The sequence below is a fragment of the Streptomyces sp. DH12 genome, from assembly GCF_020873895.1.
Lineage (GTDB): Bacteria > Actinomycetota > Actinomycetes > Streptomycetales > Streptomycetaceae > Streptomyces.
The window spans coordinates 14344-39566 of record NZ_JAHWGT010000014.1; the positions used below are offsets into that span (position 1 = coordinate 14344).

Below are 25223 nucleotides of genomic sequence, written 5' to 3' on the forward strand. Positions count from 1 at the left end.
GCCTTCCCCCACGTACCGAGCCCCCCGGAGGAGCCACAGCGATGGCGGAACACACCAGTTCGAGCATCACGATCGAGGCTGCCCCTGCCGAGGTCATGGGAGTGATCGCCGACTTCGCCCGCTATCCGGAGTGGACGGGCGAGGTCAAGGAGGCCGAGGTGCTCTCGCGGGACGCGGCCGGCCGCGCCGAGCAGGTGCGCCTGCTGCTGGACGCCGGAGCGATCAAGGACGACCACACCCTGGCGTACACCTGGACCGGCGGGCAGGAGGTGAGCTGGACGCTCGTGAAGTCGCAGATGCTCCGCGGACTCGACGGCTCCTACACGCTCGCCCCGCTCGACGGCGGCGCTCGCACCGAGGTGACGTACCGGCTGACCGTCGACGTCAAGATCCCGATGCTCGGCATGATCAAGCGCAAGGCCGAGAAGGTCATCATCGACCGCGCCCTGGCGGGCCTGAAGAAGCGCGTCGAGGCCACCACGCAGGCGTAGCGCCCCGGTTCTCCCGGGCCCGTACCCCCGGCCCTCCCGAGCCCGTAGCGCCCCGGTTCTCCCGGGCCCGTACCGCCCCGGCCCGCGCCGGCCCGCCCCCCGGCGCCCCGTGCGCCGGGGCGGTCCCTCGGCCGGGCGGCCGGACCGGCCCCGCAGCCCGGCGGGGTGGGGGCGTGGGTCCCGGTACCGTTCCCCCATGCGTACCCTCCTCGTCACCGGCCCCGGCGGGGCCGGCCGGACCACCGTCGCCGCGGCGACCGCCCTCGCCGCCGCCCGCGACGGCCTCAGGGTGCTCCTGCTGACCGGCGACCCGGTCACCGGCCTCGACGGCTCCGCCGGCCCAGCGGACCCCGCCGGCGCCGGCGGGCGCCTCACCGTCCGCCGCCTGGACCCCGCCGCCCACTTCCGCGCCGAGCTGCTCGCCCTCCAGGAGCGCGCCGCGACGGCCCTGGAGGTCCTGGGCGCCGCCCGCCTCGACGAGGACGAACTCACCGAACTGCCCGGCAGCGACCGCTTCGCCTACCTCGCGGCCCTGCGCGACGCCGCCCGCGACGCCGACCACGACCTGCTCGTCGCCGACCTGCCGCCGCCGCGCGACGCCGTCGCCCTGCTCGCCCTCCCCGGGCAGCTCCGCCGCTACCTGCGCCGCCTCCTGCCCCCCGAGCGCCAGGCCGCCCGCGCCCTGCGGCCCGTCCTCGCCCAGCTCGCCGGGGTCCCCATGCCCACCGACGCGCTGTACCGCGCCGCCGCCGAGCGGGACGCCGAGCTCGCCGTCGTCCAGGAGCTGGTCGAGGCGCCCACCACCAGCGTCCGCCTCGTCGTGGAACCGGGCCCCGCCGCCACCGAGGCGCTGCGCACCGCCCGCGCCGGGCTCGCCCTGCACGGCCTCGCCCTCGACCGGGTCGTCGCCAACCGGCTGCTGCCGGCCACCTCGCCCGACCCGTGGCTCGCCGCCCTCGCCGACCGGCAGCGCGGACACCTCAAGGAGCTGTACGCGGACGGCGTCCCCGCCGTCCGCGAGCTGCCCCACCTGGGGCGCGACCCGCACGGCGCCGACGACCTGGCCCACCTCGCGCGCCTCGGCGACCTCGCCCCCGGCGCCCCCGTCCCCGCCCCGCGGTGGCCGGTCGAGGACCGGCGGGAGACCGACGGCGTCCTGGTGTGGCGCATACCGCTGCCCGGGGCGACCAAGCCCGGCCTCGGCCTGGTCCGGCGCGGCGACGAACTGGTCCTCACCGTCGGACCGTTCCGCCGCGTCGCCCCCCTCCCCGCCGCGCTGCGCCGCTGCACCGTCGCCGGCGCCGCCCTGCGCGACGGCGAGCTGCTGGTCCGCTTCCGCCCCGACCCCGGACTGTGGCCCCGCACGCCCTGAACCACCGCCCGCCGGTCGGGTACCGTCGATGGCATGAGCGATGCCACGCAGCGGCCCGGTCCCCCGCAGGACGACGCCTGGGCGCGGGCCTGCGCCGAGGACCTGGCGGCCGAGCGCGCCCGCCGCACCGGCCGCGGCACCCCGCCGCCCGGCTCCGCCGCCGAGGAGCTGCGCAAGCTCGTCGACGCGGTCACCGACAAGGTGTCCTCGCTCGGCGGTCCCCTGCTGGGCCCCGGCGGGCAGAGCGCCGTCCGGCAGGCCGTCGCCCAGGCCAGGTCCGCGATCGAACCGGTCATCGAGCGCAACCCGCAGGTCTTCGACCACCTCGCCGCGGCCGGCGGCGAACTGCTCGCCGCCTACCGCTCCGCCGTCGGCGGCCAGGAGCACCGCTGGACCGCCGGGCCGCGGGAGAAGACCGCCTCCGACGGCCCGGATGCCGCACCCGGCCCCCGGGGCGACGGCGGGCGGAAGGACGGGGGCGGCGGCGGTGACGACGAGGGGAACGGCGAGGGGCCGGACGGCAACCAGCGCATCGACCTCGACTGAAGCGGAGCCCGCCGGACCGGGCGGTCCGGCGCCTGCCCTCGGGTACGGTTGGGCGTAGCGGGGCTCGACCGAAAACTGAGGGACACATGGGACTCACCATCGGCGTCGACATCGGCGGCACGAAGATCGCGGCCGGCGTGGTCGACGAAGAGGGCACCATTCTCGACACCCACAAGGTGCCCACCCCGTCGACACCCGAGGGCATCGTCGACGCGATCTGCGCGGCCGTCTCCGAAGCCGGCAAGGGCCATGACGTCGAGGCCGTCGGCATCGGCGCCGCCGGGTACGTCGACGACAAGCGCGCCACCGTCCTGTTCGCACCCAACATCGACTGGCGCCACGAGCCGCTGAAGGACAAGGTCGAGCAGCGCGTCGGGCTGCCCGTCGTCGTCGAGAACGACGCCAACGCCGCCGCCTGGGGCGAGTACCGCTTCGGCGCCGGTCAGGGCCACGACGACGTCATCTGCATCACGCTCGGCACCGGCCTCGGCGGCGGCATCATCATCGGCAACAAGCTGCGCCGCGGACGCTTCGGCGTCGCCGCCGAGTTCGGCCACATCCGGGTCGTCCCGGACGGCCTGCTGTGCGGCTGCGGCAGCCAGGGCTGCTGGGAGCAGTACGCCTCCGGGCGCGCCCTCGTCCGGTACGCCAAGCAGCGCGCCAACGCCACCCCGGAGAACGCCGAGTTCCTGCTGTCGCTGGGCGACGGCACCGCCGAGGGCATCCAGGGCAAGCACATCAGCGACGCCGCCCGCCATGGCGACAAGGTGGCGGTCGACTCCTTCCGCGAGCTGGCCCGCTGGGCCGGCGCCGGCCTCGCCGACCTCGCGTCCCTCTTCGACCCGTCGGCGTTCATCGTCGGCGGCGGCGTCTCCGACGAGGGCGAGCTGGTCCTGGACCCGATCCGCAAGTCCTTCCGCCGCTGGCTCGTCGGCGGCAACTACCGGCCGCACGCCCAGGTCCTCGCCGCGCAGCTCGGCGGCGAGGCCGGCCTGGTCGGCGCCGCCGACCTGGCCCGCCAGGGCTGACCCGCACCCCTCGCGCGACACCCGGCGACCGCCCGCCGCGTCCCCACCGGACGCGGCGGGCGTTGTCGTACGGTGCCCCCATGGAGCTCACCGCACTGCCCGACTCCCGTACCGAGCCGGACGGTTCGGCCGTCGTACGGGTGCTCGGCTACAACATCCGCTCCCTGCGCGACGACGAGGACGCCCTCGCCCGGGTCATCCGGGCCTGCGCTCCCGACCTCGTCCTCGTCCAGGAGGCGCCGCGCTTCTTCCGCTGGCGCAAGCACGCGGCGCGGCTCGCCGCCAAGAGCGGCCTCGTCGTGCTGGGCGGCGGGGCCACCGCGGCCGGTCCGCTGCTGCTCTGCTCCCTGCGCGTCACCGCCGAACGCACCCGGGACGTGCTGCTGCCGCTCACCCCGGGCCTGCACCGGCGGGGCTTCGCCACCGCCGTGGTGCGCGTCGGCGGCGCCCGGCTCGGGGTGCTCAGCTGCCACCTGAGCCTGCGCGCCGACGAGCGGTACGCGCAGGCGGGGATGGTGCTGGAGCAGCTGGCCGCGCTGGACGTGCCGCACGCGGTCGCCGGGGGAGACGTGAACGAACGGCCCGACGGGCGGGCCTTCCGGCGGCTCGCCGGTGCGCTGCAGGACTGCCGGACCGCGCGGCCGTGGGGCGGCGAGCACACCCACCCACCGGACGGGCCGCGCCAGCGGATCGACGCGCTCTTCGCGACCGGCGGGGTCGAGGTGCTGGGCTGCGGGGTGCCGGCCGGGCTGCCCGGTGTGACGGAGGCGGACCTGAGGGCGGCGACGGACCACCTGCCCGTGCTCGCCGCCCTCCGCGTACCGGCCGCGCCCTGAGCGGGGCGCCCCGGGCGGGGCGCCCCGCCGGTCCGGACGACGGCGCCGGTTCAGACCACGGCGCCGCGCCCCGGGTCGTCGTCCCCGTCCTCGTCCTCGTCGCGCATGCGGGACACCAGCGCGGCGAAGCCGCCGAGGAACCCGCCGACGCAGAGCGTGGTGAGCCACCACGTCATGTCCCACTGGAGCAGCACGGCGAGCAGCATCAGGACCGGCCCGCCGAGCACGCCCAGCCAGCCGAACTTCGCCGCCGAGTCGGCCTCCGGCAGCGGCGGCGGCTCCGGTGGTACGAAGTGGCCCTCGTCGTCGTCCGCGGCCTGCGCCGCATCGGCCGCGCCGCCCCCGCCCGCGGGGGCGTCGGGGTCGGCCAGCTCGTAGTCGCGCGGGCCGCGCGGGCCGACGCCGGGCGCGAACACGACGGAGCCGCCCAGTACCGGCGGCCGCGTCGCCGCGGTGCGGTCCTCACCCTCAGGGGCGTCCCCGGCGGGTGCGTCCCCGCCCTCGGCGCGGGGCTCCGTCTTCCCGGTCGGCCCGTCACCGGTGTCCCGGTCGCCCGCCGGGAGGTCGCCCGCCGGGAGGTCGGCTGCCGGGCGGTCGGCCGCCGGGCGGTCGCTCCGCATGCGGTCCCCGGCCTTCCACCCGTCGGCCTTGCGCCGGTCGTCGGCCGTCGCGCCCCGCGCCGGCCGGTCGCCGTCCGCGGGCCCCTCGAACTCCGGCAGGGCCAGGTCCTCCACCGACCGGAACGGCCGCGCGCCCGGCGGGTCCGGCGGCTCCTCCCCGTACCCGGCGACGATCGCGGCCCAGGCCGCCTCCTCGTCCAACCGCCCGCCGGCCACCCCCGAGGGCCCGGCGGCGGTCCCGGCAGTGGTCCCGGCGGCGGTCCGGTCCTCGGCGTCCGGCTCGGGGGTCGGTTCGGCGGCCGTCTCGGAGGCCGGTTCAGCGGCGGGTTGCCCGGCCGCACCGGCCGCAGCTGACCCACCGGCCGCACCGCTCGCTCCGGGCCCACCGGCCGCTCCCGCCGTCCCGTCGGCGCCGGTCACCGCGCCCGGTCCGTCGGGCAGCGGCAGGGCGTGCCGCTCGTCGGGGCCCTCCTGCCGGTCCCGGCCCTCCCCGCGGTCCGCGTCGTGCTGCTCAGCCACCGGTCGCACTCCCCTCCTTGTTTCCGTCCCGGGAGGCGCCCGCGCCGGTCCCGGGAGCGAGGCGGCCGATGAACGCGTGGCTCTCCTCGAAGATCCGCTCCGCGTCGTGGTCCAACGTCGCGACGTGGTGGCTCTGTTCCAGCAGCACCTCCGTCACGTCCGTGGAGGAGATGCGGCCGAGGATCCGCGCCGAGTCGGCGGGCGGCACGACGTGGTCCCGCGGGGAGCGCAGCAGCAGGACGGGCTGGGTCACCTGCGGCAGTTCGCGGTCCACCACGTGCAGGAACCGGCGCAGGGCGTGCGCGGCGTGCAGCGGGACCCGGTCGTAGGCGACCTCGTCCATGCCGTCCTTGGCGATGTCGTTGGCGAGGCCGGCCGTCGACGGCACCAGGTGCCGGACGAGGGGCAGCGCGCGCGCCATGGCGCCGTGGACCCGGTTCGCCGGGTTCACCAGGACGATGCCGGTGACCGCGTCGCCGTGCCGGGCGGCGAGCCGCAGCGTCAGCGCCCCGCCCATGGACAGCCCGAAGACGAAGACCCGCTCGCACCGGCGCGACAGCGCCCGCAGCTCCCGGTCGACCTCCGCGTACCAGTCCTCCCCGCCGGTGACCTGCATGTCCTGCCAGCGGGTGCCGTGCCCGGGCAGCAGCGGCACCGACACTGTCAGGCCGCGGGCCGCGAGGTACTCGCCCCAGGGCCGCAACGACCCGGGGGAACCGGTGAAGCCGTGGCAGAGGAGTACGCCGACGTCCCCGCCCTCGTGGCGGTACGGCTCGGCTCCGGGGACGACCGGCACGGGGGTCTCCTGTTCGCGTGAGGAGGAGGATCGGACGTGTGTACCTCACCGTACGCGACCGCGCTGACACCGACCAGGGCCGTCGGCCCCGTGACGTCGGCCCCGGGGACTTCCGGAAGCGGGGGCCGGGGTCCGCTCGGGTTATGGTCTGATCGACGGAACACGGGAGGAACACGAGTTGATCTACGGCGCTATGAAGTTCTCCATCGGAGGGCCGCTGAAGCTCGCCTTCAGGCCCTGGGTGGAGGGCCTCGAGAACATCCCCGCCGAGGGGCCGGCGATCCTCGCGAGCAACCACCTGTCGTTCTCCGACTCCTTCTTCCTGCCGGCGGTCCTCGACCGCAAGGTCACCTTCATCGCCAAGGCCGAGTACTTCACCTCGCCCGGCGTGAAGGGCAAGCTCACCGCCGCGTTCTTCAAGGGCGTCGGCCAGCTGCCCGTGGACCGCTCCGGCGCCCGGGGCGCCGGCGACGCCGCCGTGCGCAGCGGCGTCGAGGTCGTCAAGCGGGGCGAGCTGTTCGGCATCTACCCGGAGGGCACCCGGTCGCCCGACGGGCGGCTGTACCGGGGCAGGACCGGCGGCCTCGCGCGCGTGGCGCTGGCCACGGGCGCCCCGGTGATCCCGATCGCCATGATCGACACCGAGAAGATCCAGCCCCCCGGCAAGGTCCTCCCGAAGCTGATGCGCCCGGGCATCCGCATCGGCGAGCCCCTGGACTTCAGCCGCTACCAGGGCATGGAGGGCGACCGCTTCATCCTGCGCTCGGTCACCGACGAGGTGATGTACGAGATCATGAAGCTGTCCGGTCAGGAGTACGTCGACATCTACGCCACGGTCGCCAAGCGGCGCATCGCCGAGGCGGAGAAGGCCGCCAAGCAGGCGGGCCGGGACGGCGCCGCCGGGCCCGGGGCGAAGGCCGAGTAGCGAGGCGCGCGCCCGGCGCGCGCCGAGGAACGCGTGCCCGCGGGGCGGCGCGCGGGGGGTGGGGGAGATGGCCAGGCGCGAGCGGGTGGTCCGCATGTCCGTGGAGCAGCCGCTGTGGCGCGCGCTCACGGCCTACCGGGTCCTCACGATGGTCTACGCGGACCTCCTCTTCGTCTTCACCCGCGACGACTTCGAACGGCCCTGGGTGGCCGCGGCGTTCCTCGCCGTGCTGACCGTCTGGACCCTCGCGTCCCTGCCGAAGGTGGCCGGCGCGGCCCGCTGCACCCGGCGCTTCCTCGCCGTCGACCTCACCGTCGCCCTCGTCGGGATCCTGCTGACGCCGGTCGCCGACGCGCACGCGCAGCTCCAGGACGGGCCCACACTGCCGTCGATCTGGACGGCCGGCGCGGTCCTCGCGTACGCCATCAAGGGCGGCTGGCGCTGGGCCGGGTTCGCCTCCTCGCTGGTCGCCGTCGCCAACATCGTCGAGCGCGGCGAGCCCAGCCGCGACACCCTCCACAACGTGCTGCTCGTGTGGGTCGCCTCCATCGCGATCGGGTACGTCGTCGAGGTCGCCCGGGCGTCCGAGCGGACCCTCGCCCGCGCCCTGGAGATCGAGGCCGCCACCCGCGAGCGGGAGCGCCTGGCCCGCGACATCCACGACTCGGTCCTCCAGGTGCTGGCCATGGTGCAGCGCAGGGGCACCGCCCTGGGCGGCGAGGCCGCGGAGCTGGGGCGGATGGCCGGGGAGCAGGAGGTCGCGCTGCGCACCCTCGTCGCCGGCGGGCTGGTGCGGCCCTCGCACGTCTGCGAGGACGCCTCGCAGGGCGCGGTCGTCCGCCTGGTCGACGAACCGGACGGGCCCGGCGAAACGGACGAGGCGCGGGCGGCCGGCGGACCGAGCTCCTCCGGTACCGGTGCCGCCGACGACACCGGGGGCGGCGAGCGGGACCTGCGCCTGCTGCTCGCGCCGCACGCCGGGGCGCGGGTGTCGTTCGCCGAGCCGGGGGCGCCGGTGTGGCTGCCGCGCCGGGCCGCCGCCGAACTGGCCGCCGCGGTGGGCGCGGCCCTGGACAACGTACGCCGGCACGCCGGGCCGGACGCCCGCGCGTGGATCCTCGTCGAGGACTGGACGGACGAGGTGGTCGTGACGGTGCGCGACGACGGGCCGGGCATCCCGGAGGGGCGCCTGGCCCAGGCGGAGAGCGAGGGGCGCCTCGGCGTCGCCCAGTCCATCCGCGGCAGGCTGCGGGACCTGGGCGGGACGGCGGAACTGGTCACCGTCCCCGGCCAGGGCACCGAGGTGGAGTTGAAGGTCCCACGGGGGAAGGCGAGACGATGACGGAACAGTCGATCAAGGTGATGGTGGTCGACGACCACCCGATGTGGCGCGACGCCGTCGCCCGGGACCTGGCCGAGGCCGGGTTCGACGTGGTGGCGACCGCCGGCGACGGCGAGCAGGCCGTGCGCCGGGCCCGCGCCACCACGCCCGACGTGCTGGTCCTGGACCTCAACCTGCCGGGCAAGCCGGGCGTCCAGGTCTGCAAGGAGCTGGTCGGGTCGGGCGGGGAGCCGCGGCCGCGGGTGCTCGTGCTCTCCGCGAGCGGCGAGCACGCCGACGTCCTGGAGGCGGTGAAGTCCGGCGCCACCGGCTACCTGCTGAAGTCGGCCAGCACCGGCGAGCTGCTGGACGCGGTGCGGCGCACGGCGGCGGGCGACCCGGTCTTCACACCGGGCCTGGCCGGGCTGGTGCTCGGCGAGTACCGTCGCCTCGCCGCCGAGCCGGGCCCCGCGCGGGGCGCCGCCGAACCCGACGCCCCCCGGCTCACCGACCGCGAGACCGAGGTCCTGCGCCTGGTGGCCAAGGGCCTCGGCTACAAGCAGATCGCCGAGCGCCTGGTGATCTCCCACCGCACGGTGCAGAACCACGTCCAGAACACCCTGGGCAAGCTCCAGTTGCACAACCGCGTGGAGCTCGTCCGGTACGCCATCGAGCGCGGCCTCGACGACGTCTGACCGCGCGGTCCGACCGCACCGCACGGCACGGCGCCCGCGCTGCTCGCGCCGCGCCCCGTGCCGTGCGGGTCCCGACCCCGACCCCGACCCCGACCGTGCCCGGGGCCGGGACCGCGGCCCGTTCCCGTCAGGTCGCGGGGCGCCGCAGCGGGAGCGCCGCCGTGCCGGCTCCCGCCGCCTGCCCCAGCAGTTCCCGCACCACCGCGGGCCCGTCGAGGGTGAGCACCGACTCCGGGTGGAACTGCACCCCCGCGAAGCCCGGTCCGCGCAGCGCGTGCACCTCGCCGCCGACCGGCTCCCGGCTCACCTCCACGCCGCGTGCGGCGAGCCGGGCCGCCGCGGCGTCGTCGCAGCGGGCCGTGAAGCTGTTGTAGAAGCCGACCGTGCGGCGCTCCCCGAACAGGTCCACCTCCACCTGGGCGCCCTGGAACGGCGTGCGCTTGCGCACGATGTCCAGGCCGAGGTGCGCGGCGAGCAGTTCGTGCCCGAGGCAGACGCCCAGGACGAACGGCCCTCCGGCCGGGCCGCCGGCCGCCCCGCCCGTGCCCAGCAGCGCGGCGGTCAGCGCCCGCAGGGTCCGCATCTTCGGGTCGTCCGGGTCGGACGGGTCACCGGGGCCCGGCCCGAGGACGACCGGCCCGGCGTGGCCGAGCGCGGCCTCGCGCAGCCCCGGCTCGTCGAAGCGCCGCACGGTCACGTCGAGCCCGGACGAGCCGAGCAGGTGCGCCAGCATCGAGGTGAACGTGTCCTCGCCGTCCACCACCAGGGCGTGCCCCCGCGGCGCGGCGGAGCGCTCCTGCATGCGCAGCCAGAACGGCGCCAGGTCCGCGCGCCGGGCGTCCAGCGCGGCCCGCACCCGGGAGTCGTCGGCGAGCCGCGGCACCCGCGCGGCCTCGCCGGGGCGGCCCGGTCGCACCCCGAGCGCGGCGAGGACGCCCGCCGCCTTGGCGTGGGTCTCCGCGACCTCGCCCTCCGGGTCGGAGTGGCGTACCAGGGTCGCCCCGACGGGCACCCGCAGCCGGCCGTCGGCGGCGATGTCGGCGGTGCGGATGAGGATGGGGGAGTCGAGGGTCTGCGCTCCGCCCGTGTCCGTGCCGAGCAGCGCCAGGGCGCCCGCGTAGTAGCCGCGTCCGCCGTGCTCGTGGCGCTCGATCACCCGGCAGGCGTTCTGCACCGGGGAGCCGGTGACGGTGGCCGCGAACATCGTCTCGCGCAGCACTTCCCGCACGTCGAGCGAGGAGCGGCCCCGCAGCTCGTACTCGGTGTGCGCCAGGTGCGCCATCTCCTTCAGCCGGGGCCCGACCACGACCCCGCCCATGTCGCCGACGGTGCACATCATCTTCAGTTCCTCGTCGACGACCATGGACAGCTCGTCGGTCTCCTTGCGGCTGGCGAGGAAGGCCAGCAGGCCCTCCGGCGTGGGCCCGCCGGCCGGGTAGCGGTAGGTGCCGCTGATCGGGTTCATCACGACCGTGCCGCCGGACATCCGGACGTGGACCTCGGGGCTGGCCCCGACCAGGGTGCGGTCCCCGGTGTGCACGACGAAGGTCCAGTACGCGCCGCGCTCCCCGGTGAGCAGCCGGCGGAACAGCGCCAGCGCGTCGGCCCGGCCGAAGCCGGGGATCCGCCCGGTGTAGGTGCGGCGGATGACGAAGTTCGCGCCCTCGCCGCCGCCGATCTCGTCCTCGACGACCCGCCGGACCGTCCGCGCGTACTCCTCGTCCGGTACGTCGAAGCCGCCGTCCTCGACGCGGACCGCGTGGCCGGGCAGCCGGTCCAGGGCGTCGGCGAGCGTCAGCTCGTACGAGGCGTCGGCGACCAGCACCGACAGCGGTGTGCCGTCGTCGCGGACGTCGAAGCCCCGCTCCCGCAGCTGGCGGAAGGGGACGAGGGCCAGCGCGGGGCGCTCGCCGACCGGCAGGTCGGCCAGCCGCCGAGCCTCGTGGACCGCGCCGACGAGGACCTCGACGGTGTCGTGGTCGCGGCCGGGGGTGCGCCGGCGGAGCAGCGCGAAGGGCGGGCCGTCCGGGTCCAGCAGCGCGTCGAGGCCGGCGGCGGGGTCGGCGCCGTCGTGCGTGTCGGCGTGCGGGTGCGTGGGGGTGTCCGTACCGGGGCCGGACGTGGTGCGGTCGGGGCCGGAGGCGGGGGCGAGGTCCATGCGGGTGTTCCTTCCGAGGTGGAGGAACGGCCCCGCCGAACGCGGGAAGGCCGCCCCTCGGGCGGCCTTCGCGTGTCGTGTGCGCGCGTCGTCAGTGGGCCGCCGGTTGAGCGGTCCACCACCAGTCACGGGTCGTCTGCGCGAACATGGCGCCGACCCTAGCGCATCCGCCCGCGGCCGCGCGGGCCGTCCGGTGGACGGACGTCCCGCGCGCCGCTCCGTCCCGCCTCCGCCCCGCGGGCGGGGCGGAGCGGGCCGGCCGGACGACGGGGCGGGTCAGACGAACAGGTCGTGGCCCTGCCGGCTCCCGCCGGCCGCCGTGCGGGCGGCGAACGGCGCGGTGGCGCCGCCGGTGCCCCGGTGGAACCACATCCCGCCGGCGGCGTCGCGCGCGACCAGGTCCGGCGTGCCGTCCCGGTCCAGGTCCCCCGGGCCGAGCAGCGCGTCGTAGATCTGCCGGCCCCTGCCGACGTCCACCCGCGCCCGGAACGGGGCGGACGGCTTGCCGCTGCCCTGGTGGTACCAGAGCACACCCGAGGCGTCGCGGGCGACGAGGTCACCGGCGCCGTCCGCACGCAGCCCCGTCGGCGAGGTGACGGCGTCGTACGCGCCCCAGCCGGAGCCGACGCGGTAGCGCGTGAGGAACGGCGCGGAGGCGTCGCCCCTGCCCTGGTGCTGCCACAGCGCGCCCGAGGCGTCGCGGGTGAGGGCGTTGTGCCGGTCCGTGCCCGGGTCGGGCGCGATGCCCGGCACCTGCTCCACCTCGGAGGCCCTCACCCAGGCGAAGCGGTGGTTGAAGCGGATCGGGAGGAAGGAGTTGCTCCCCCGCACCAGGGTGCGGGAGCCCGGCCCGGTGCCGTCGATCGTCCCGCCGTAGTAGTACGTGCCCGGCACGGCGGGGCCGGCCAGGGTGTACAGCTGCCCGGCGGGGAGCGTGTACTTCGTGAGGTCGGCGCCGTTGCGGTCCTGCACCGGCACCCCGGTGCCCGTGTACGCGGCGCCGTCCGGGTAGCTGCGCCCGAACACCTTCACCGCGACGCCGGGCCTGGCCCGCACCGCGGTCCCCCCGGCCACGGGCGCGGTGTACTGGCCGCCCGGGTTGTGGAACCACGCCTTCTGGCCGCCGTACCAGATCGCCGTCCAGTCGGCGCGCGCCTCGGCGACGACGTACGTGCCGCCGGCGACGACCTTGTTGCCCCAGTTCCACCCCTCGCTCCAGGTCTGCGCGCCCAGGTAGGGGTCGCCGACGGTGGCGGAGGCGGTCGAGGGGGAGGTGTACAGATAGCCGAAGTTCGCCGGCTGGGCGGGGACCGCGGCGCCGTTGTGGGTCAGCTTCGGCTGGTTGGCCGCGGTGAACGGCGGGACGACGCGGACCGTCTGCCCGGCCGCGAGCGGGCCGCCCGCGCCGCCGGCGCCCGTGGGGGCGCCCATCAGCGACATGTAGTGGTTCCAGTCCCAGAACGGGCCCGGGTCCCAGTGCTGGGCGCGGACCTTCTCGTCCAGGACGCCCGGGATCTCGTCGTGGCCGATGATGTGCTCGCGGTCGAGGGGGATGCCGTACCGGGCCGCCAGGTACTTCACGAGCGCCGCGGAGGACTCGTACTGCGGCTCGGTGTACCAGCTGCCCGCCTTGATGGCGTAGCCCTCGTGCTCCACGCCGATCGAGTGCATGTTGAGGGTCTTGTTGCCCGCGTGCCACGCCTCGTCCTTGTTCTCCACCATCTGGGTGACCAGACCGTCGGAGGCGCGGACCATGTAGTGGGCGCTGGCGTAGGTGGCCGGGTTCTGGAAGACGGCCAGCGACCCGTCGTAGCTGCCCTCCGTGTCGTGGACGGCGATGTAGCGGATGTCGTGGCCGCCGGCGGGGCGGGCGGCGACGTTGTAGTTGCCCCAGTCGTCCGGTCCGCTGTTCTGCTGGTACGCGGCCGGGCGGAAGTCGCATTCCAGGCCGGCCGGGCACTCCGGCGCGGGGGCCGCGGCGGCGCCGGCGCGGGGCGCGGCGAGCGGCACCTTCGACGAAGCCGCCGGGCGTACCGACGGCTCGGCGGTCAGCGACAGCCGCTGGCCGTCCGTGGTGGTGCGGTGCTCACCGGTCCTGATCGACTCGAAGACGCGCTGTGCGAAGAGCCGCGCGCCCCGGTGGTCGGGCGCCTGGCTGTAGCGGGCGACCGCCGGGTACCACGCGCCGGGGTCGTCGGGCAGCGAGCCCGTGGCCCGGCGCTGGTACGCGGCGAGGAGCGCCGCTCCCGCCCGGACGCTCTGCGCGGGGTCCCCCCGCACGGCCTCGGGCGAGGCGTCGATCAGCTCGGCGGCCTCGTCGAGGGTGTGCAGCCGGGGGTCGTCGGTGTCGACGGGCTCCGCACGGACGGAGGCCAGCGCCCTGCGGGCGTCGAAGTGCTCCTCCACGTCCGGGTCGCCGCTGCGGTTCATGTGGGCGAGCCGGTGCTCGGCGTCGTCCTCGCCGGCGTGGCCGTCCGCCAGGTCCTCCGGGTCGACCTGCGTGAGCCCCATGACGTTGTACGCGCCGGTGGTGCTGGGCAGGCCGTCGTGGCTCTCCCAGCGCGTCTGCCGGTACGACACGGCCATGAGGACGCTCTTCGGGACATCGAACTCGCGCGCCGCCCGGTCGAACGCCGACTGGAGCCCGGCGGCGGAGGCGACGGCCCGGGTCCCGGCCGCGCCGGGGGAGCCGGGTGCCGCCGTGGCGAGGGTGCCGGCGGTCGTGGTGACGACGGCGATCGCCGAGACGATGCCGTGGATCAGGAGCTTTCTCTTCTTGCGGTCCTTGCGAGGGTCAACGCTCAAGTCCCACCCCTGTATGTCGTGCGTGTGGTCCACACGCGAAACGCGCGAGGCTACCGAACGACACAAGTGATCACCCGTCGGGAGGCGGCCCGCTGCGGCATCCGGGTGAGTGGAAGGTCTCGTCTCACTTCCTGAGCCAGGACGTGGACGGCTGTCCGGACCGCGTAATGTTGTCGAGGTGACCGTGAACGCTGACACCCACGCCGTCGCCGCGAAGGCGACCTGGCGAGACCTGCCCGCGGCGCAGCAGCCCGAGTACCCGGATGCCGAGGCTCTGCGCGATGTGATCGCCGACCTCGAGTCCTATCCGCCGCTCGTCTTCGCCGGCGAGTGCGACCAGCTGCGCGCCCGGCTGGGAGCCGTCGCCAGGGGTGAGGCGTTCCTCCTCCAGGGCGGCGACTGCGCCGAGTCCTTCGACGCGGTCGGCGCGGAGGACATCCGGGCGAAGCTCAAGACGCTGCTGCAGATGGGCGCCGTGCTGACGTACGCCGCCTCCGTGCCCGTCGTGAAGGTCGGGCGGATCGCCGGCCAGTACTCCAAGCCGCGCTCCAAGCCCACCGAGACCCGCGACGGCGTGACCCTGCCGACCTACCGGGGCGACTCGGTCAACGGCTTCGACTTCACCGAGGCGGCGCGCGTCCCGGACCCGCAGCGGCTGAAGCGGATGTACCAGGCGTCGGCCTCGACGCTGAACCTGGTGCGCGCCTTCACCACCGGCGGCTACGCCGACCTGCGCCAGGTGCACGCCTGGAACCAGGACTTCGTGAAGTCCTCCCCGTCCGGTCAGCGCTACGAGCAGCTGGCCCGGGAGATCGACGACGCCCTGAACTTCATGAAGGCGTGCGGCACCGACCCGGCCGAGTTCCGCACGGTCGAGTTCTACGCCTCCCACGAGGCGCTGCTCCTCGACTACGAGTCGGCCCTGACCCGGGTGGACTCGCGCACCGGCGAGCTGTACGACACCTCGGGCCACATGGTGTGGATCGGCGAGCGCACCCGCCAGCTCGACCACGCGCACATCGAGTTCGCCTCCAAGGTGCGCAACCCCGTCGGCATCAAGCTCGGCCCGACCACGACGGTCGACGAGGCGCTCACCTACATCGACCGGCTGGACCCGGAGCGCGAGCCCGGCCGGCTGACCTTCATCGTCCGCATGGGCGCCGACAAGGTCCGCGACCGGCTCCCCGAGCTGGTCGAGAAGGTGACCGCGTCCGGCGCGTCCGTCGTGTGGGTCACCGACCCGATGCACGGCAACACCTTCGAGGCGGCCTCCGGCCACAAGACGCGCCGCTTCGACGACGTCCTGGACGAGGTCAAGGGCTTCTTCGAGGTCCACAAGGCGCTGGGCACGCACCCCGGCGGCATCCACGTCGAGCTGACCGGCGACGACGTCACCGAGTGCGTGGGCGGCGGTGACGAGATCTTCGTCGACGACCTGCACCAGCGGTACGAGACGGCCTGCGACCCGCGGCTCAACCGCAGCCAGTCGCTGGACCTGGCCTTCCTGGTGGCGGAGATGTACCGCAACCAGTGAGTGAAGATCCCTGATCATGGCCGGAAACGGCCTTGACCGGGCGCTGGGGCGTGGATCCGTGTGATCCGCGCCCCATCGCGTTTTCCGGGGTCGCCCGGGCTTTCGCGCCTTCGGCCCTATGGGTAAGGTTAGGTTAGCCTCACCGACCCGGCGGGGGGCTTTCGACGGCCGAGGCCCCGAACTTGCAGGGAGGTGACCCGCGTGTACGTCTGCTCGTGCTTCGGTATCACCGAGAAGCAGGTCAAGGAACACGCGGACGCCGGCGCCTGCACGCCGCGCCAGATCGCCTCGGCCTGCAAGGCCGGCACCGACTGCGGCTCCTGCGTACGTCGTATCCAGGCCATCCTCGGCCGGGGCGCCTGCCCCCGGCGCGAGCTGCTGGACCAGGGCGAGCCGGCGCTGTCCGGGCTCGCCGCCGCCTCCGCCGCGACCGTCGCCCCGGTCCCGGTGCCCGAAGCGGCCTGACCCGGCCGACCTCCCGGCCGGCCGGCCTCCGGGCAGCGTGGACCTCCCGGTCGGCCGGCCTCCCGGGTGGGGCGCGCCCGCGGGCGGGGTCTAGCTCTCCGGCTGCTCGATGACCTGCGCCAGGTAGAGCGCCTCACCGAGCTTGCTCACCAGCTCCAGCTGCGTGTCGAGGTAGTCGATGTGGTGCTCCTCGTCGGCGAGGATCGACTCGAAGATGTTGGCCGAGGTGATGTCGCCCTTGCTGCGCATCACGTCGATGCCCCGCTTCAGGCGGTCGATCGCCTCGACCTCCACCTCGCGGTCCGCCTGGAACATCTCCGTCACCGACTGGCCCACGCGGACGTGGAACAGCCGCTGGTAGTTCGGCAGGCCGTCCAGGAAGAGGATCCGGTCGGTCAGCACCTCGGCGTGCTTCATCTCGTCGAAGGACTCCGCGCGGGTGTACTTCGCCAGCTTCGTCCACCCGAAGTTCTCCTGCATCTTGGCGTGCAGGAAGTACTGGTTGATCGCCGTGAGTTCGGCCGTCAGCTGCTCGTTCAGGAACTCGATGACCTCAGGGTCGCCCTGCATCGCAGAGGCTCCTTCCACGCGTGTGAAGGGGGGCGGGATGCGCGCATCCTCGCACCGTGGAGGTGGGCAGTCCAGTAAGTACAGGCTTAGTGGGACTTGCCCGGATCGCCCCGACCTCTGGTCGTGACCACCCCTCCCGGTCTGTCACCATTGAGCCATGGGTCAGCCGGAGAGCGAGGAACACCGGGCGGCATGGGAGTCCGAGCTGCCCCCCGGGCAGCGCCTGCAGCGCGGCTGGCCGGTCACCCACTACGGGCCCGTTCCCCGCTTCCGTCCCGAGCGCTGGGAGTTCCGGGTCTTCGGCGCCACCGCGGGCGGCGGCAAGCACTGCTGGAGCCACGAGGAGTTCTCCGCGCTCCCCTTCTCCACCGTCGTGGCCGATCTGCACTGCGTCACGAAGTTCAGCATGGTGGGGGCCGAATGGGGGGGCGTCCCCGCGCGGACCGTCCTGGAACTGGCCCCGCCGGCCCCCGACGCCACCCATGTGATGGTGTGGGCCGAGTACGGCTTCAGCGCCAACATGCGGCTGTCCGACTTCGCCTCGGAGCGGGCCATCTTCGCCACGCACAAGGACGGTGAGCTCCTCACCGCGGAGCACGGCTTCCCGCTGCGGCTGATCGTGCCCCACCTGTACGCCTGGAAGGGCCCGAAGTGGGTCCGGGGCGTCGAGTACATGACCGCCGACCGCCGCGGCTTCTGGGAGGAGCGCGGCTACCACAACGTCGGCGACCCGTGGGCGGAGCAGCGCTACTCCTACCAGGAGGAGCCGGGCGACGGCCCCGAGCTCTGACCCCGGCGCCGCGGTGGCGGCGGGCCGGCCCGTCAGCCGTGGTACCGGTGCACCACCGCGTGGCCCCTGCCCCGGCCGATCAGCCACTTGTTGACCGGGGTCGTCACCGCGAACGCGACGGCGAACGCGAAGGCCAGCGCCGCCCAGAACAGCCCGTCGGCCAGGTGCGCGTCGAGCGCCCCCGGAACCAGCAGGAGCACCCCGTTGTCGACGGCCTCCATGACGGTGATCGACAGCGTGTCCGCGGCGAGCGCGACGCCGACGGCGGCCCGCAGGCCGAGACCGGCCCGCAGGACCGCCCAGAGGGTCAGCGAGTAGCCGAAGAGGAACGCCAGGACGATGGCGAGGGCCATGGTCGGCACCTTCCCCCAGCCGAGTGCCGTGCCGATGACCATGCCGAGGACCTCGCCCACGGCGCAGCCGGTGAGGCAGTGGAGGGTGGCCTTGACCGCCGTCGCCCAGCCGGCCGCCCCGCCCGAGGGAGCGGGGTGCCCGTCGTGCGCCGCGGGGTGGCGGTGGTCGTCCATGGAGTGTCCCGTGCCCGATCGTGCCGGTCGTGGCGGGCGGGTGGTGGCGGGTGGTGGCGGGTGGTGGCGGCCGCGGGTCCGACGCGCCGGTACACGCCGGTACGCGCCACCGTACGTCCTGCCGGCCCGTGCCGCCCGCCGCACCCGGCGCCGGGGCCGGTGCCGGGTCCGGCGCGTCAGTCGCGCAGGGACTTCAGCAGGGCCACGTCCCGCGCGTGCTGCTCCCGGGGACCCGGCGTCTCGATGACCAGCGGGACGCCCTCGGTCGCCGGGTGGCGCATCAGCTCCCGGAAGGGCTCCTCGCCGATGTGCCCGGCGCCGATGTTGGCGTGCCGGTCCTTGTGCGCGCCGGCGACGTCCTTGGAGTCGTTGGCGTGGACGAGCTTCAGCCTCCCCTCGCCCACCGTCTCCACCAGCAGGTCCAGGGTCTTGTGCATGCCGGGCCCGGTCAGGTCGTGGCCCGCCGCGAAGGCGTGGCAGGTGTCCAGGCACACGCCCAGCATGGGGTGGGCGTCGAGCGCCTCGAAGTACGGGCCGAAGTCCCAGGTCATGGAGCACAGCGACGAGCCCTGCCCGGCGGTCGACTCCAGCAGCAGGAAGGGGTCGTCGTCGTGCGTCAGCTCGTCCAGCAGCGGCAGCAGGTGCTCCCGCACCTGGGCGAGCGCCTCCGCGCGGGGCCGTCCGCCGGTCGCCGAGCCGGTGTGCACGACGACGCCCCGGGCGCCGATCGCGCGGCCCCGGCGCAGCGAGTGGCGCAGGGACTCCGCCGACCGCTCCACGGTCGCCTCGGTGTGCGAGCCGAAGTTGATCAGGTACGGGGCGTGGACGTACACCGGTACACCGTCGGCGGCGCACTGCTCGCGGAACGCGGCGTCCTGCGCCGGGTTGCCGGCGGGGGTCGCCCAGCCGCGCGGGTTGGCGACGAAGACCTGCACGGTCTCGGCGCCCGTCTCACGGGCGGCGGCGAGGCCGGTCGCGGCCAGGCCGCCGGCCACGGGGACGTGGGCCCCGACGGGGTTGCGCATGGGTGTACCTAGATTCCCTTGGTCTTGAGCGTGATCGTGCTGCCCTCCGGAGCGGTGGCCCCGCCGCGCACGGACTGGGAGGCGACGGTGTCGCCGAGGAAGGGGAAGCTCCGCTCCACCTTGACCTCGAAGCCGGCCTCCTCCAGCCGGCGCCGGGCCTCGTCGACGTCGTCCCCGGTCACGTCGGGCACCTCGACCGCCCGCGGGCCCTTGGACGCGGTGAGCGTGACCCGGTCGCCCTCGGCCGCGCGGGCGCCCTCCGGCAGGGACTGCGCGGCGACGGACCCGACGGGGTGCCGGGAGTGGACGGCCTCCTTGGCGAGCGTCACCTCGAAGCCCGCCTCCGCGAGCGCGTCGCGGGCCTTGGCGAGGGGCTGCCCGACGACACCGGGGACCTCCACCGGGGCGCCCTTGCTGACGACCAGCGCGACGGCCGCGTCCGGTGACCGCTCCGTCCCGGCCGGCGGGTCGCTGCTGATCACGGAGCCGCGCGCGACCCCCGCGTCGAACGCCTCGGTCACCACGCCCGCCGCCAGCCCGGCCGCGCGCAGCCGCTCCTTGGCGGCGGCGAGCGGCTCGCCCGCCAGCTCCGGGACCTTGACGATCCTCGGGCCGCGCGAGATGACCAGGGAGACCGGGCCGCTGCCGCGGATCCGCTCGCCGGGCGCCGGGTCGGTGGCCATGACGGTGCCGCGCTCGAAGGCGCCGCTGAAGTCCTCGCGGGTCGAGCCGACGTCGAGGCCCGCGTCGGCGAGCCGCCGTTCGGCCTCCGCGCGCGTCTTGCCGAGCACGCCGGTGGCGGGGACGCGCGTGAACTGGCCTGAGTTGATGTACCAGACACCCGCGCCGACCCCGAGGACCAGCAAGGCGGCCACCACCGCCGCGACGAGGCCCCGCCGGGGCCCCGTGAGGGCCGCGGCCAGGGCGCCGCGCCGCGCCGCGGGCGGTACCGGCCGCGGCAGGCGCCCCGTACCCGTGCCCGGCGGCACCTCCAGTCGGCTGGTGCGGTGGACGTCGTCCCCGCCGGGGAGCGGCCGGGCGATGACGCTCGTGACGTCGTCGGGCCCGGCCCCCGCCTCCGGCGCCCCGTCCGCCGCCCGGCCCGCCCCGGTGCCGGTGCCGGCCGCCGTGCGCGCCGCGGGCGGTACGAGGTCCAGCTGCGCCTCGCCCAGCGCGGCGCGGGCCCCGCGGGCCAGCGCCAGCAGCGCCACGGCGTCGTCCGGGCGCGCCCCGGCGTCACGCGCGGTGGCGGCGGCCACCAGCGCGTCGAGCTCCGGGGCGAGGCCGGGGACGGCGGCCGACGGGGCGGGGACGTCGTTGTTCAGGTGCTGGTAGAGGACCTGGGCGGGGGTGTCGCCGCCGTGCGGCTTGCCGCCGGTCAGCATCTCGTACAGCACGACGCCGCACGCGTAGACGTCGGCGCGGGTGTCGGCGGTGCCGTGCTCGATCTGCTCGGGCGCGAGGTAGGAGACGGTGCCGAGGACGGAGCCGGTGGTGTTCGTGGCCGTGCCGACGGCCCGGACGAGTCCGAAGTCCGCCACCTTGACCCGGCCGTCGTCGCCGATGAGCACGTTCTCCGGCTTCATGTCGCGGTGCACGAACCCGGCGCGGTGCGCCGCCCCGAGCGCGGCGAGCACCGGCTCCAGGATGTCCAGCGCGGCGCGCGGCGGCAGCGCCCCCCGCTCGCGCAGCACGTCCCGCAGGGTGCAGCCGGCGACGTACTCCATCGCCAGGTAGACGTACTCCCCGTCGGCGCCCTGGTCGAAGACGCCGACGACGTTCGGGTGCGAGAGCCGCGCCACGGACTTGGCCTCGCGGATGAACCGCTCCACGAACGTCGCGTCGGTCGCCAGGTCCGGGTGCATCACCTTGAGGGCGAGCACCCGGTCGAGGCGGGTGTCGACGGCCCGGTAGACCGTGGCCATGCCGCCGACGGCGACGCGCGCGTCGACCCGGTAGCGGCCGTCGAGCAGCCGGCCGGCGAGCGGGTCGTGAAGGGTCGTATCCACGGCCCCGAGTCTACGAGCCCCCGGGACCCCTCCCGTCGCCCTGTACATGACCGGCGCCGCCGTGCAGCCGACTTGTGACACGCCGCACGTCGCAGGGGGCCCGGAGGGGGCCGGGCGGGGGCGCGGCCCCCTTCCGGCGGCGGCTCAGAACGCGGGCCGCTCCGGGTCCAGGGCGGCCCGGCCGTCGACGGGGGAGGACGCCTGCGCGAAGTGGCGGCGCGGGATGCGCCCGGCGCGGTGCGCCAGCCGCCCGGCCTCCACGGCGTGCCGCATCGCCTCGGCCATGAGCACCGGCTCCTGCGCCCGGGTCACCGCGGACGCCAGCATCACCGCCGCGCAGCCGAGCTCCATCGCGAGCGCCGCGTCCGAGGCCGTACCGGCGCCCGCGTCCAGGATCACCGGTACGCGCGCGTGCTCCACGATCAACTGGAAGTTGTGCGGGTTGCGGATGCCGAGGCCGGACCCGATCGGCGAGCCCAGCGGCATGATCGCCGCGCAGCCCGCGTCCTCCAGCCGCCGCGCCAGGATCGGGTCGTCGTTGGTGTACGGCAGCACCGTGAAGCCGTCGTCGACCAGCGTCTCCGCCGCCTCCAGCAGCTCGATCGGATCCGGCAGCAGCGTCCGCTCGTCCGCCACGACCTCCAGCTTCACCCAGTCCGTGCCGAGCGCCTCGCGCGCGAGGCGGGCCGTCAGCACGGCCTCGCCCGCGGTGAAGCACCCCGCGGTGTTCGGCAGCACCCGGACGCCGAGCCGGTGGAGCACCGACAGCACCGAGCCGTGCACGGTGGGGTCGATGCGGCGCATCGCCACGGTCGTCAGCTGCGTGCCGCTGGCCACGAGGGCCCGTTCGAGCACGTCGAGGCTGGGAGCCCCGCCCGTACCCATGATCAGCCGGGAGTCGAAGGGGGTCCCGGCGATGGTGAGACGGTCGTCGGCCACGGCTCAGCCCCCCTGCACGGCGGTGAGGACCTCGACCCGGTCGCCGTCGCCGAGCGCCGTCGACGCCCAGGCGCCGCGCGGGACGACGGTCTCGTTCACCGCGGCCGCCACCCCCGAGGGGGCGGTCGTGAGCGTGGCGACGAGGGCGTCGAGGGTGAGGGGGGCGGCCAGCTCGCGCGGCTCGCCGTTCACCGAGACGGTGACGGCGCCGCTCGCCTGGTGGGTCATGACACTCCTACGGGGGCGAAGCGGGCGGGGGTGAACGGGCGGGCGACCTCGGGCAGCTCCCCGGTGGCCAGCAGCGCGCCCATCACGTCGCCGGTGACCGGGGTCAGCAGGACCCCGTTGCGGTAGTGCCCGGTCGCCAGGTGCAGACCGGGCAGGGCGGAGGGGCCCAGCAGCGGCGCGTTGTCGGGCGACCCGGGCCGCAGCCCGGCACGGGTCTCGGTGAGGGGCAGCTCGGTGATGCCCGGCACCAGCTCGTGCGCGTCGCGCAGCAGCTCGTACACGCCGCCGGCGGTGACCGTCGTGTCCCATCCCAGCTCCTCGCTGGTCGCGCCCACGACGAGTTCGCCGCCGACGCGCGGCACCAGGTAGACGTGGCTGCCGCGCACGACGGCCCGCACCGAGCGGCTGAGGAAGGGCGCGTACGCGGGCGGCACGGTCAGCCGCAGCACCTGGCCCTTCACCGGCCGGACCGGCGGGAGCGCCTCCTCCGGCACGCCGTCGAGCCGCCCGCTGTGGCTGCCCGCGGCGAGGACCACCTGCTCGGCGACCGCGTCCGTACCGTCCGCGAGGACCGCCCCCGTGGCCCGCCCGCGCGCCGTGGACAGCCGCACCGCGCGCGTGCGGTGGAAGACCACCCCGGCCCGCTCGCAGGCGGCGACCAGGGCCGCCGACAGCCGGCGCGGATCGACCTGGTGGTCGCCGTCGACCCGCAGCCCGCCGCGCACGGCGGGCGCCAGCATGGGCTCCAGGCGCCGGCACTCCCGGCCGCTCAGCCACTCCGACGCGAGCCCGCACCGCTGCTGGAGCGCGTGCAGCTCCCGCAGGTGGGCCCGGTCGTCGGCGTCGAGGGCGACGGCGAGCGTGCCGCAGGTGCGGAAGTCCACCTCCAGCCCCGAGGCGGCCTCCAGTTCGGCGACGAAGTCGGGGTAGCGCCCGGCCGATGCGAGGTTCAGGCCGAGCAGCGTCTCCTCGCCGTAGTGGAGCTCCGTGACGGCGGCGAGCATCCCGGCCGCCACCTGCGCGGCCCCACCACCGGGCCGCGGGTCGGCGACGGCGGTGCGCAGGCCCCGCTGCGCGGCGCGCCAGGCGGTGACGAGCCCGATGATCCCGCCCCCGATGACGAGGACGTCCGACGTGCTGCGCGCGGACGCGCCGGTTGCCGGCGCGTCGCGGTGCGACGGCGCGGCGCCCGGCGGCGTGCCGTCTGACGGGGCGGCGTCCGAAGGCGCGGCGCCCGATGGCGCGGCGTCCGATGGCGTGCCGCCTGCGGCGGCGGCGTGCGTGGGGGCGGCGCCCGGCGGCGTGCCGCCCGGCGGCGTGCCGCCCGGCGGCGTGCCGCCTGGGGGCGCGCCGTGAGGAGGCGCGCTGCGTGGGGGCGTGCCGTGTGAGGGCGCGCGGTGTGAGGGCGTGCTGCGTGACATGGGCGTCCAGCCCCTCCCTTCGCCGGCATGACCCGGATCAGGTTCGTACGGTCGGAGGCCGCGCAGCCTCCCTCTCAGCCCGGTGCGCCGGGCTCCCGCGATGTTCTGGCGGGGCCAGGGTAACCCCCCGCCCCCGGCGCCGGTAAGGGAGTCCGGGGCCGACGGGTCGGCGCAAAGCGCCTTCCTGACGGCGGGCCCGCTGCGTAAGGTGATCGCGTGAGCGAGCAGCAGCGGGAGCAGCCGGGACGGCAGCAGGGGCACGCGGCGGACACGGCCGGCGCGGGCGCGACGGGCGGGCGGCGCGTGGTCGTCGTCGGCGCCGGGATGGCGGGCGTGCAGACCGCCGTGGCCCTGCGGGAACAGGGGCACACCGGGCCGGTGGTCCTCATCGGCGCCGAGCCCCACCAGCCCTACGACCGGCCGCCGCTCTCCAAGGCGCTCCTCCTCGGCACCGCCGAGGGCTCGGCCTTCGAGGTCGACTTCGAGGCGCTCGACGTCGACCTGCGCCTCGGCGTCGAGGTCAGCGGCCTGCGCCCCGCCGACCACGAACTCGACACAGAGGCGGGCCCCGTCCCGTACGACGTGCTGGTCATCGCCACCGGCGCCGTGCCCGTGACGCTGCCCGGCTCCGAGGGCGTCCCCGGCGTCCACCTCCTGCGCACCCTGGACGACGCGGAACGGCTGCGCCCCGTCCTCGCCGAGCAGCACGACGTGGTGGTCGTCGGCGCCGGCTGGATCGGCGCCGAGTTCGCCACGGCCGCCCGCGGCGCGGGGTGCGCCGTGACCGTCGTCGAGGCCGCCGACCGCCCGCTGGCGGGCGCGCTCCCGGCCGAGGCCGCGGAGCCGATGGCCGCCTGGTACGAGGAGAGCGGCGCCCAGCTGCTGACCGGCGCGCGCGTGGACCGGGTCGAACCGGGCCAGGTCGTCCTGGCGGACGGCCGGCTCCTGCCCGCCGGGGCCGTCGTCGTCGGCATCGGCGCCCGGCCGGCCACCGGCTGGCTCGCCGGCTCGGGCGTCGACCTCGGACCGGACGGCGCCGTCCTCGCCGACGACCACCTGCGCACCTCCGTGCCGGACGTGTACGCCGTCGGCGACTGCGCCTCCTTCCCCTCGGCCCGCTACGGGACGCGGCTCCTCGTCCACCACTGGGACAACGCCCTCCAGGGGCCGCGCACGGTCGCCGCGGCCGTCGCCGGCGCGCAGGCCCGGCCGTACGACCCCGTGCCGTACTTCTGGTCCGAGCAGTTCGGCCGCTTCGTCCAGTACGCCGGCCACCACGCGTCCGCCGACACGGCGATCCGCCGCGGCGACCCGGCCGACCCCGGGTGGACGCTGGCCTGGCTGCGCGACGGCGCGCTCGTCGCGCTCCTCGCCGTCGGCCGGCCGCGCGACGTGGCGCAGGGGCGCAGGCTCATCGAGTCCGGCGAGCCCCTCGACCCGGCGCTGGTCGCGGACGCCTCGGTGCCGCTGAAGTCGGCCGTACTGACCTAGGGGGTCTCTCGCCGATCACGCCCGGTTCCCGAAGCCCGGTGTCGCACCTCGGGGCGTCGTCGTCGGTCGCCGACGCCCCGCATCGGCTCCCTCCTCCGCCTCGGCGCCGCAC

24 protein-coding genes and 1 riboswitch are annotated in these 25223 nt (G+C 75.8%); of the genes, 12 read left to right on the top strand and 12 right to left on the bottom strand.

Annotated elements, in window-relative coordinates; genetic code table 11:
* Nucleotides 1–41: 41 nt before the first annotated feature.
* The 5 genes from LPA54_RS14810 to LPA54_RS14830 all read left to right on the top strand — a co-directional run bounded on the left by LPA54_RS14810 (nt 42) and on the right by LPA54_RS14830 (nt 4273).
* Nucleotides 42–491: an SRPBCC family protein gene (locus tag LPA54_RS14810; RefSeq protein ID WP_228977675.1), complete on the top strand. Its 450-nt coding sequence runs from the start codon at nt 42–44 to the stop codon at nt 489–491.
* A gap of 196 nt (nt 492–687) precedes the next feature.
* The gene (locus LPA54_RS14815) at nt 688–1863 is read left to right on the top strand and encodes an ArsA family ATPase (protein WP_228977677.1); all 1176 of its coding nucleotides are present in this window, start codon (nt 688–690) and stop codon (nt 1861–1863) included.
* Between the two features lie 33 nt (nt 1864–1896).
* Nucleotides 1897–2409, top strand: coding sequence for a DUF5304 family protein (locus tag LPA54_RS14820; protein ID WP_228977679.1), 513 nt, complete (start codon nt 1897–1899; stop codon nt 2407–2409).
* 86 nt (nt 2410–2495) lie between these two features.
* Nucleotides 2496–3437 (top strand): ROK family glucokinase, encoded by a 942-nt coding sequence (locus tag LPA54_RS14825; RefSeq protein ID WP_228977681.1) that lies wholly within the window; start codon nt 2496–2498, stop codon nt 3435–3437.
* An 80-nt stretch (nt 3438–3517) separates the two neighbouring features.
* The gene (locus LPA54_RS14830) at nt 3518–4273 is read left to right on the top strand and encodes an endonuclease/exonuclease/phosphatase family protein (RefSeq protein ID WP_228977683.1); all 756 of its coding nucleotides are present in this window, start codon (nt 3518–3520) and stop codon (nt 4271–4273) included.
* 50 nt (nt 4274–4323) lie between these two features.
* Here the strand turns inward: LPA54_RS14830 and LPA54_RS14835 are convergent, their stop codons facing one another.
* Both LPA54_RS14835 and LPA54_RS14840 read right to left on the bottom strand, forming a co-directional pair.
* Nucleotides 4324–5109, bottom strand: a complete 786-nt coding sequence (locus LPA54_RS14835; protein WP_228977980.1) for a hypothetical protein — start codon at nt 5107–5109, stop codon at nt 4324–4326.
* A gap of 295 nt (nt 5110–5404) precedes the next feature.
* On the bottom strand, nt 5405–6208 hold the full coding sequence (locus LPA54_RS14840) for a carboxylesterase (protein ID WP_228977684.1): 804 nt from the start codon (nt 6206–6208) through the stop codon (nt 5405–5407).
* A gap of 193 nt (nt 6209–6401) precedes the next feature.
* Between LPA54_RS14840 and LPA54_RS14845 the strand changes: the two genes are divergently transcribed.
* The 3 genes from LPA54_RS14845 (at nt 6402) to LPA54_RS14855 (ending at nt 9149) form a co-directional block, all read left to right on the top strand.
* Nucleotides 6402–7133, top strand: a complete 732-nt coding sequence (locus LPA54_RS14845) for a 1-acyl-sn-glycerol-3-phosphate acyltransferase (RefSeq protein WP_228977983.1) — start codon at nt 6402–6404, stop codon at nt 7131–7133.
* Between the two features lie 67 nt (nt 7134–7200).
* Complete coding sequence (macS, locus tag LPA54_RS14850) at nt 7201–8475, top strand: MacS family sensor histidine kinase (protein ID WP_228977685.1); 1275 nt, start codon at nt 7201–7203, stop codon at nt 8473–8475.
* Nucleotides 8472–9149 carry a response regulator transcription factor gene (locus tag LPA54_RS14855; protein WP_228977686.1) on the top strand — a complete coding sequence of 226 codons (678 nt, stop codon included), beginning with the start codon at nt 8472–8474 and terminating at the stop codon, nt 9147–9149. The genes macS and LPA54_RS14855 overlap by 4 nt, the downstream gene beginning before the upstream one ends.
* A 127-nt stretch (nt 9150–9276) precedes the next feature.
* Here the strand turns inward: LPA54_RS14855 and LPA54_RS14860 are convergent, their stop codons facing one another.
* From LPA54_RS14860 to LPA54_RS14865, 3 genes are all read right to left on the bottom strand, one after another.
* Nucleotides 9277–11307, bottom strand: a complete 2031-nt coding sequence (locus tag LPA54_RS14860) for an anthranilate synthase family protein (protein WP_228977687.1) — start codon at nt 11305–11307, stop codon at nt 9277–9279.
* 91 nt (nt 11308–11398) lie between these two features.
* Complete coding sequence (locus LPA54_RS43015; RefSeq protein WP_368857864.1) at nt 11399–11455, bottom strand: trp operon leader peptide; 57 nt, start codon at nt 11453–11455, stop codon at nt 11399–11401.
* 128 nt (nt 11456–11583) lie between these two features.
* The gene (locus tag LPA54_RS14865; protein ID WP_228977690.1) at nt 11584–14112 is read right to left on the bottom strand and encodes an N-acetylmuramoyl-L-alanine amidase; all 2529 of its coding nucleotides are present in this window, start codon (nt 14110–14112) and stop codon (nt 11584–11586) included.
* 178 nt (nt 14113–14290) lie between these two features.
* On the opposite strand from LPA54_RS14865, the gene LPA54_RS14870 reads away from it, so the two are divergent.
* Nucleotides 14291–15646 carry a class II 3-deoxy-7-phosphoheptulonate synthase gene (locus LPA54_RS14870; RefSeq protein WP_228977692.1) on the top strand — a complete coding sequence of 452 codons (1356 nt, stop codon included), beginning with the start codon at nt 14291–14293 and terminating at the stop codon, nt 15644–15646.
* A gap of 192 nt (nt 15647–15838) precedes the next feature.
* The gene (locus LPA54_RS14875) at nt 15839–16111 is read left to right on the top strand and encodes a bacterioferritin-associated ferredoxin (RefSeq protein WP_228977695.1); all 273 of its coding nucleotides are present in this window, start codon (nt 15839–15841) and stop codon (nt 16109–16111) included.
* A 90-nt stretch (nt 16112–16201) separates the two neighbouring features.
* Here the strand turns inward: LPA54_RS14875 and bfr are convergent, their stop codons facing one another.
* Nucleotides 16202–16681: a bacterioferritin gene (gene bfr, locus LPA54_RS14880; protein ID WP_228977697.1), complete on the bottom strand. Its 480-nt coding sequence runs from the start codon at nt 16679–16681 to the stop codon at nt 16202–16204.
* 157 nt (nt 16682–16838) lie between these two features.
* Here bfr and LPA54_RS14885 point away from each other — a divergent pair, with 157 nt between their 5' ends.
* Complete coding sequence (locus LPA54_RS14885; protein WP_228977699.1) at nt 16839–17471, top strand: sulfite oxidase-like oxidoreductase; 633 nt, start codon at nt 16839–16841, stop codon at nt 17469–17471.
* 32 nt (nt 17472–17503) lie between these two features.
* Here the strand turns inward: LPA54_RS14885 and LPA54_RS14890 are convergent, their stop codons facing one another.
* The 6 genes from LPA54_RS14890 to thiO all read right to left on the bottom strand — a co-directional run bounded on the left by LPA54_RS14890 (nt 17504) and on the right by thiO (nt 23620).
* Entirely contained in the window at nt 17504–17998 is a 495-nt protein-coding gene (locus LPA54_RS14890) for a DUF4396 domain-containing protein (protein ID WP_228977700.1), read from the bottom strand.
* A 176-nt stretch (nt 17999–18174) separates the two neighbouring features.
* Nucleotides 18175–19023: a deoxyribonuclease IV gene (locus LPA54_RS14895; protein WP_228977701.1), complete on the bottom strand. Its 849-nt coding sequence runs from the start codon at nt 19021–19023 to the stop codon at nt 18175–18177.
* A gap of 8 nt (nt 19024–19031) precedes the next feature.
* A complete protein-coding gene (pknB, locus tag LPA54_RS14900; protein WP_228977702.1) occupies nt 19032–21032 on the bottom strand; it encodes a Stk1 family PASTA domain-containing Ser/Thr kinase in 2001 nt (666 codons plus the stop codon).
* A gap of 144 nt (nt 21033–21176) precedes the next feature.
* Nucleotides 21177–21971 carry a thiazole synthase gene (locus tag LPA54_RS14905; protein WP_228977703.1) on the bottom strand — a complete coding sequence of 265 codons (795 nt, stop codon included), beginning with the start codon at nt 21969–21971 and terminating at the stop codon, nt 21177–21179.
* A gap of 3 nt (nt 21972–21974) precedes the next feature.
* Nucleotides 21975–22199, bottom strand: coding sequence for a sulfur carrier protein ThiS (gene thiS, locus LPA54_RS14910; protein ID WP_228977705.1), 225 nt, complete (start codon nt 22197–22199; stop codon nt 21975–21977).
* Nucleotides 22196–23620 (bottom strand): glycine oxidase ThiO, encoded by a 1425-nt coding sequence (thiO, locus tag LPA54_RS14915; RefSeq protein WP_228977706.1) that lies wholly within the window; start codon nt 23618–23620, stop codon nt 22196–22198. The genes thiS and thiO overlap by 4 nt, the downstream gene beginning before the upstream one ends.
* Nucleotides 23618–23729: riboswitch (TPP riboswitch) on the bottom strand. It overlaps the preceding gene by 3 nt.
* A 194-nt stretch (nt 23730–23923) precedes the next feature.
* Here thiO and LPA54_RS14920 point away from each other — a divergent pair.
* Nucleotides 23924–25111, top strand: coding sequence for an FAD-dependent oxidoreductase (locus LPA54_RS14920; protein ID WP_308112851.1), 1188 nt, complete (start codon nt 23924–23926; stop codon nt 25109–25111).
* The last annotated feature ends 112 nt before the right edge of the window (nt 25112–25223 follow it).

Bases quoted from the DNA above. Each gene is read 5' to 3' on its own strand.
- LPA54_RS14810 (WP_228977675.1), top strand. From the start codon at position 42: ATGGCGGAACACACCAGTTCGAGCATCACGATCGAGGCTGCCCCTGCC.
- LPA54_RS14815 (WP_228977677.1), top strand. From the start codon at position 688: ATGCGTACCCTCCTCGTCACCGGCCCCGGCGGGGCCGGCCGGACCACC.
- LPA54_RS14820 (WP_228977679.1), top strand. From the start codon at position 1,897: ATGAGCGATGCCACGCAGCGGCCCGGTCCCCCGCAGGACGACGCCTGG.
- LPA54_RS14825 (WP_228977681.1), top strand. From the start codon at position 2,496: ATGGGACTCACCATCGGCGTCGACATCGGCGGCACGAAGATCGCGGCC.
- LPA54_RS14830 (WP_228977683.1), top strand. From the start codon at position 3,518: ATGGAGCTCACCGCACTGCCCGACTCCCGTACCGAGCCGGACGGTTCG.
- LPA54_RS14845 (WP_228977983.1), top strand. From the start codon at position 6,402: ATGAAGTTCTCCATCGGAGGGCCGCTGAAGCTCGCCTTCAGGCCCTGG.
- macS (WP_228977685.1), top strand. From the start codon at position 7,201: ATGGCCAGGCGCGAGCGGGTGGTCCGCATGTCCGTGGAGCAGCCGCTG.
- LPA54_RS14855 (WP_228977686.1), top strand. From the start codon at position 8,472: ATGACGGAACAGTCGATCAAGGTGATGGTGGTCGACGACCACCCGATG.
- LPA54_RS14860 (WP_228977687.1), bottom strand. From the start codon at position 11,307: ATGGACCTCGCCCCCGCCTCCGGCCCCGACCGCACCACGTCCGGCCCC.
- bfr (WP_228977697.1), bottom strand. From the start codon at position 16,681: ATGCAGGGCGACCCTGAGGTCATCGAGTTCCTGAACGAGCAGCTGACG.
- LPA54_RS14885 (WP_228977699.1), top strand. From the start codon at position 16,839: ATGGGTCAGCCGGAGAGCGAGGAACACCGGGCGGCATGGGAGTCCGAG.
- LPA54_RS14890 (WP_228977700.1), bottom strand. From the start codon at position 17,998: ATGGACGACCACCGCCACCCCGCGGCGCACGACGGGCACCCCGCTCCC.
- LPA54_RS14895 (WP_228977701.1), bottom strand. From the start codon at position 19,023: ATGCGCAACCCCGTCGGGGCCCACGTCCCCGTGGCCGGCGGCCTGGCC.
- thiS (WP_228977705.1), bottom strand. From the start codon at position 22,199: ATGACCCACCAGGCGAGCGGCGCCGTCACCGTCTCGGTGAACGGCGAG.
- thiO (WP_228977706.1), bottom strand. From the start codon at position 23,620: ATGTCACGCAGCACGCCCTCACACCGCGCGCCCTCACACGGCACGCCC.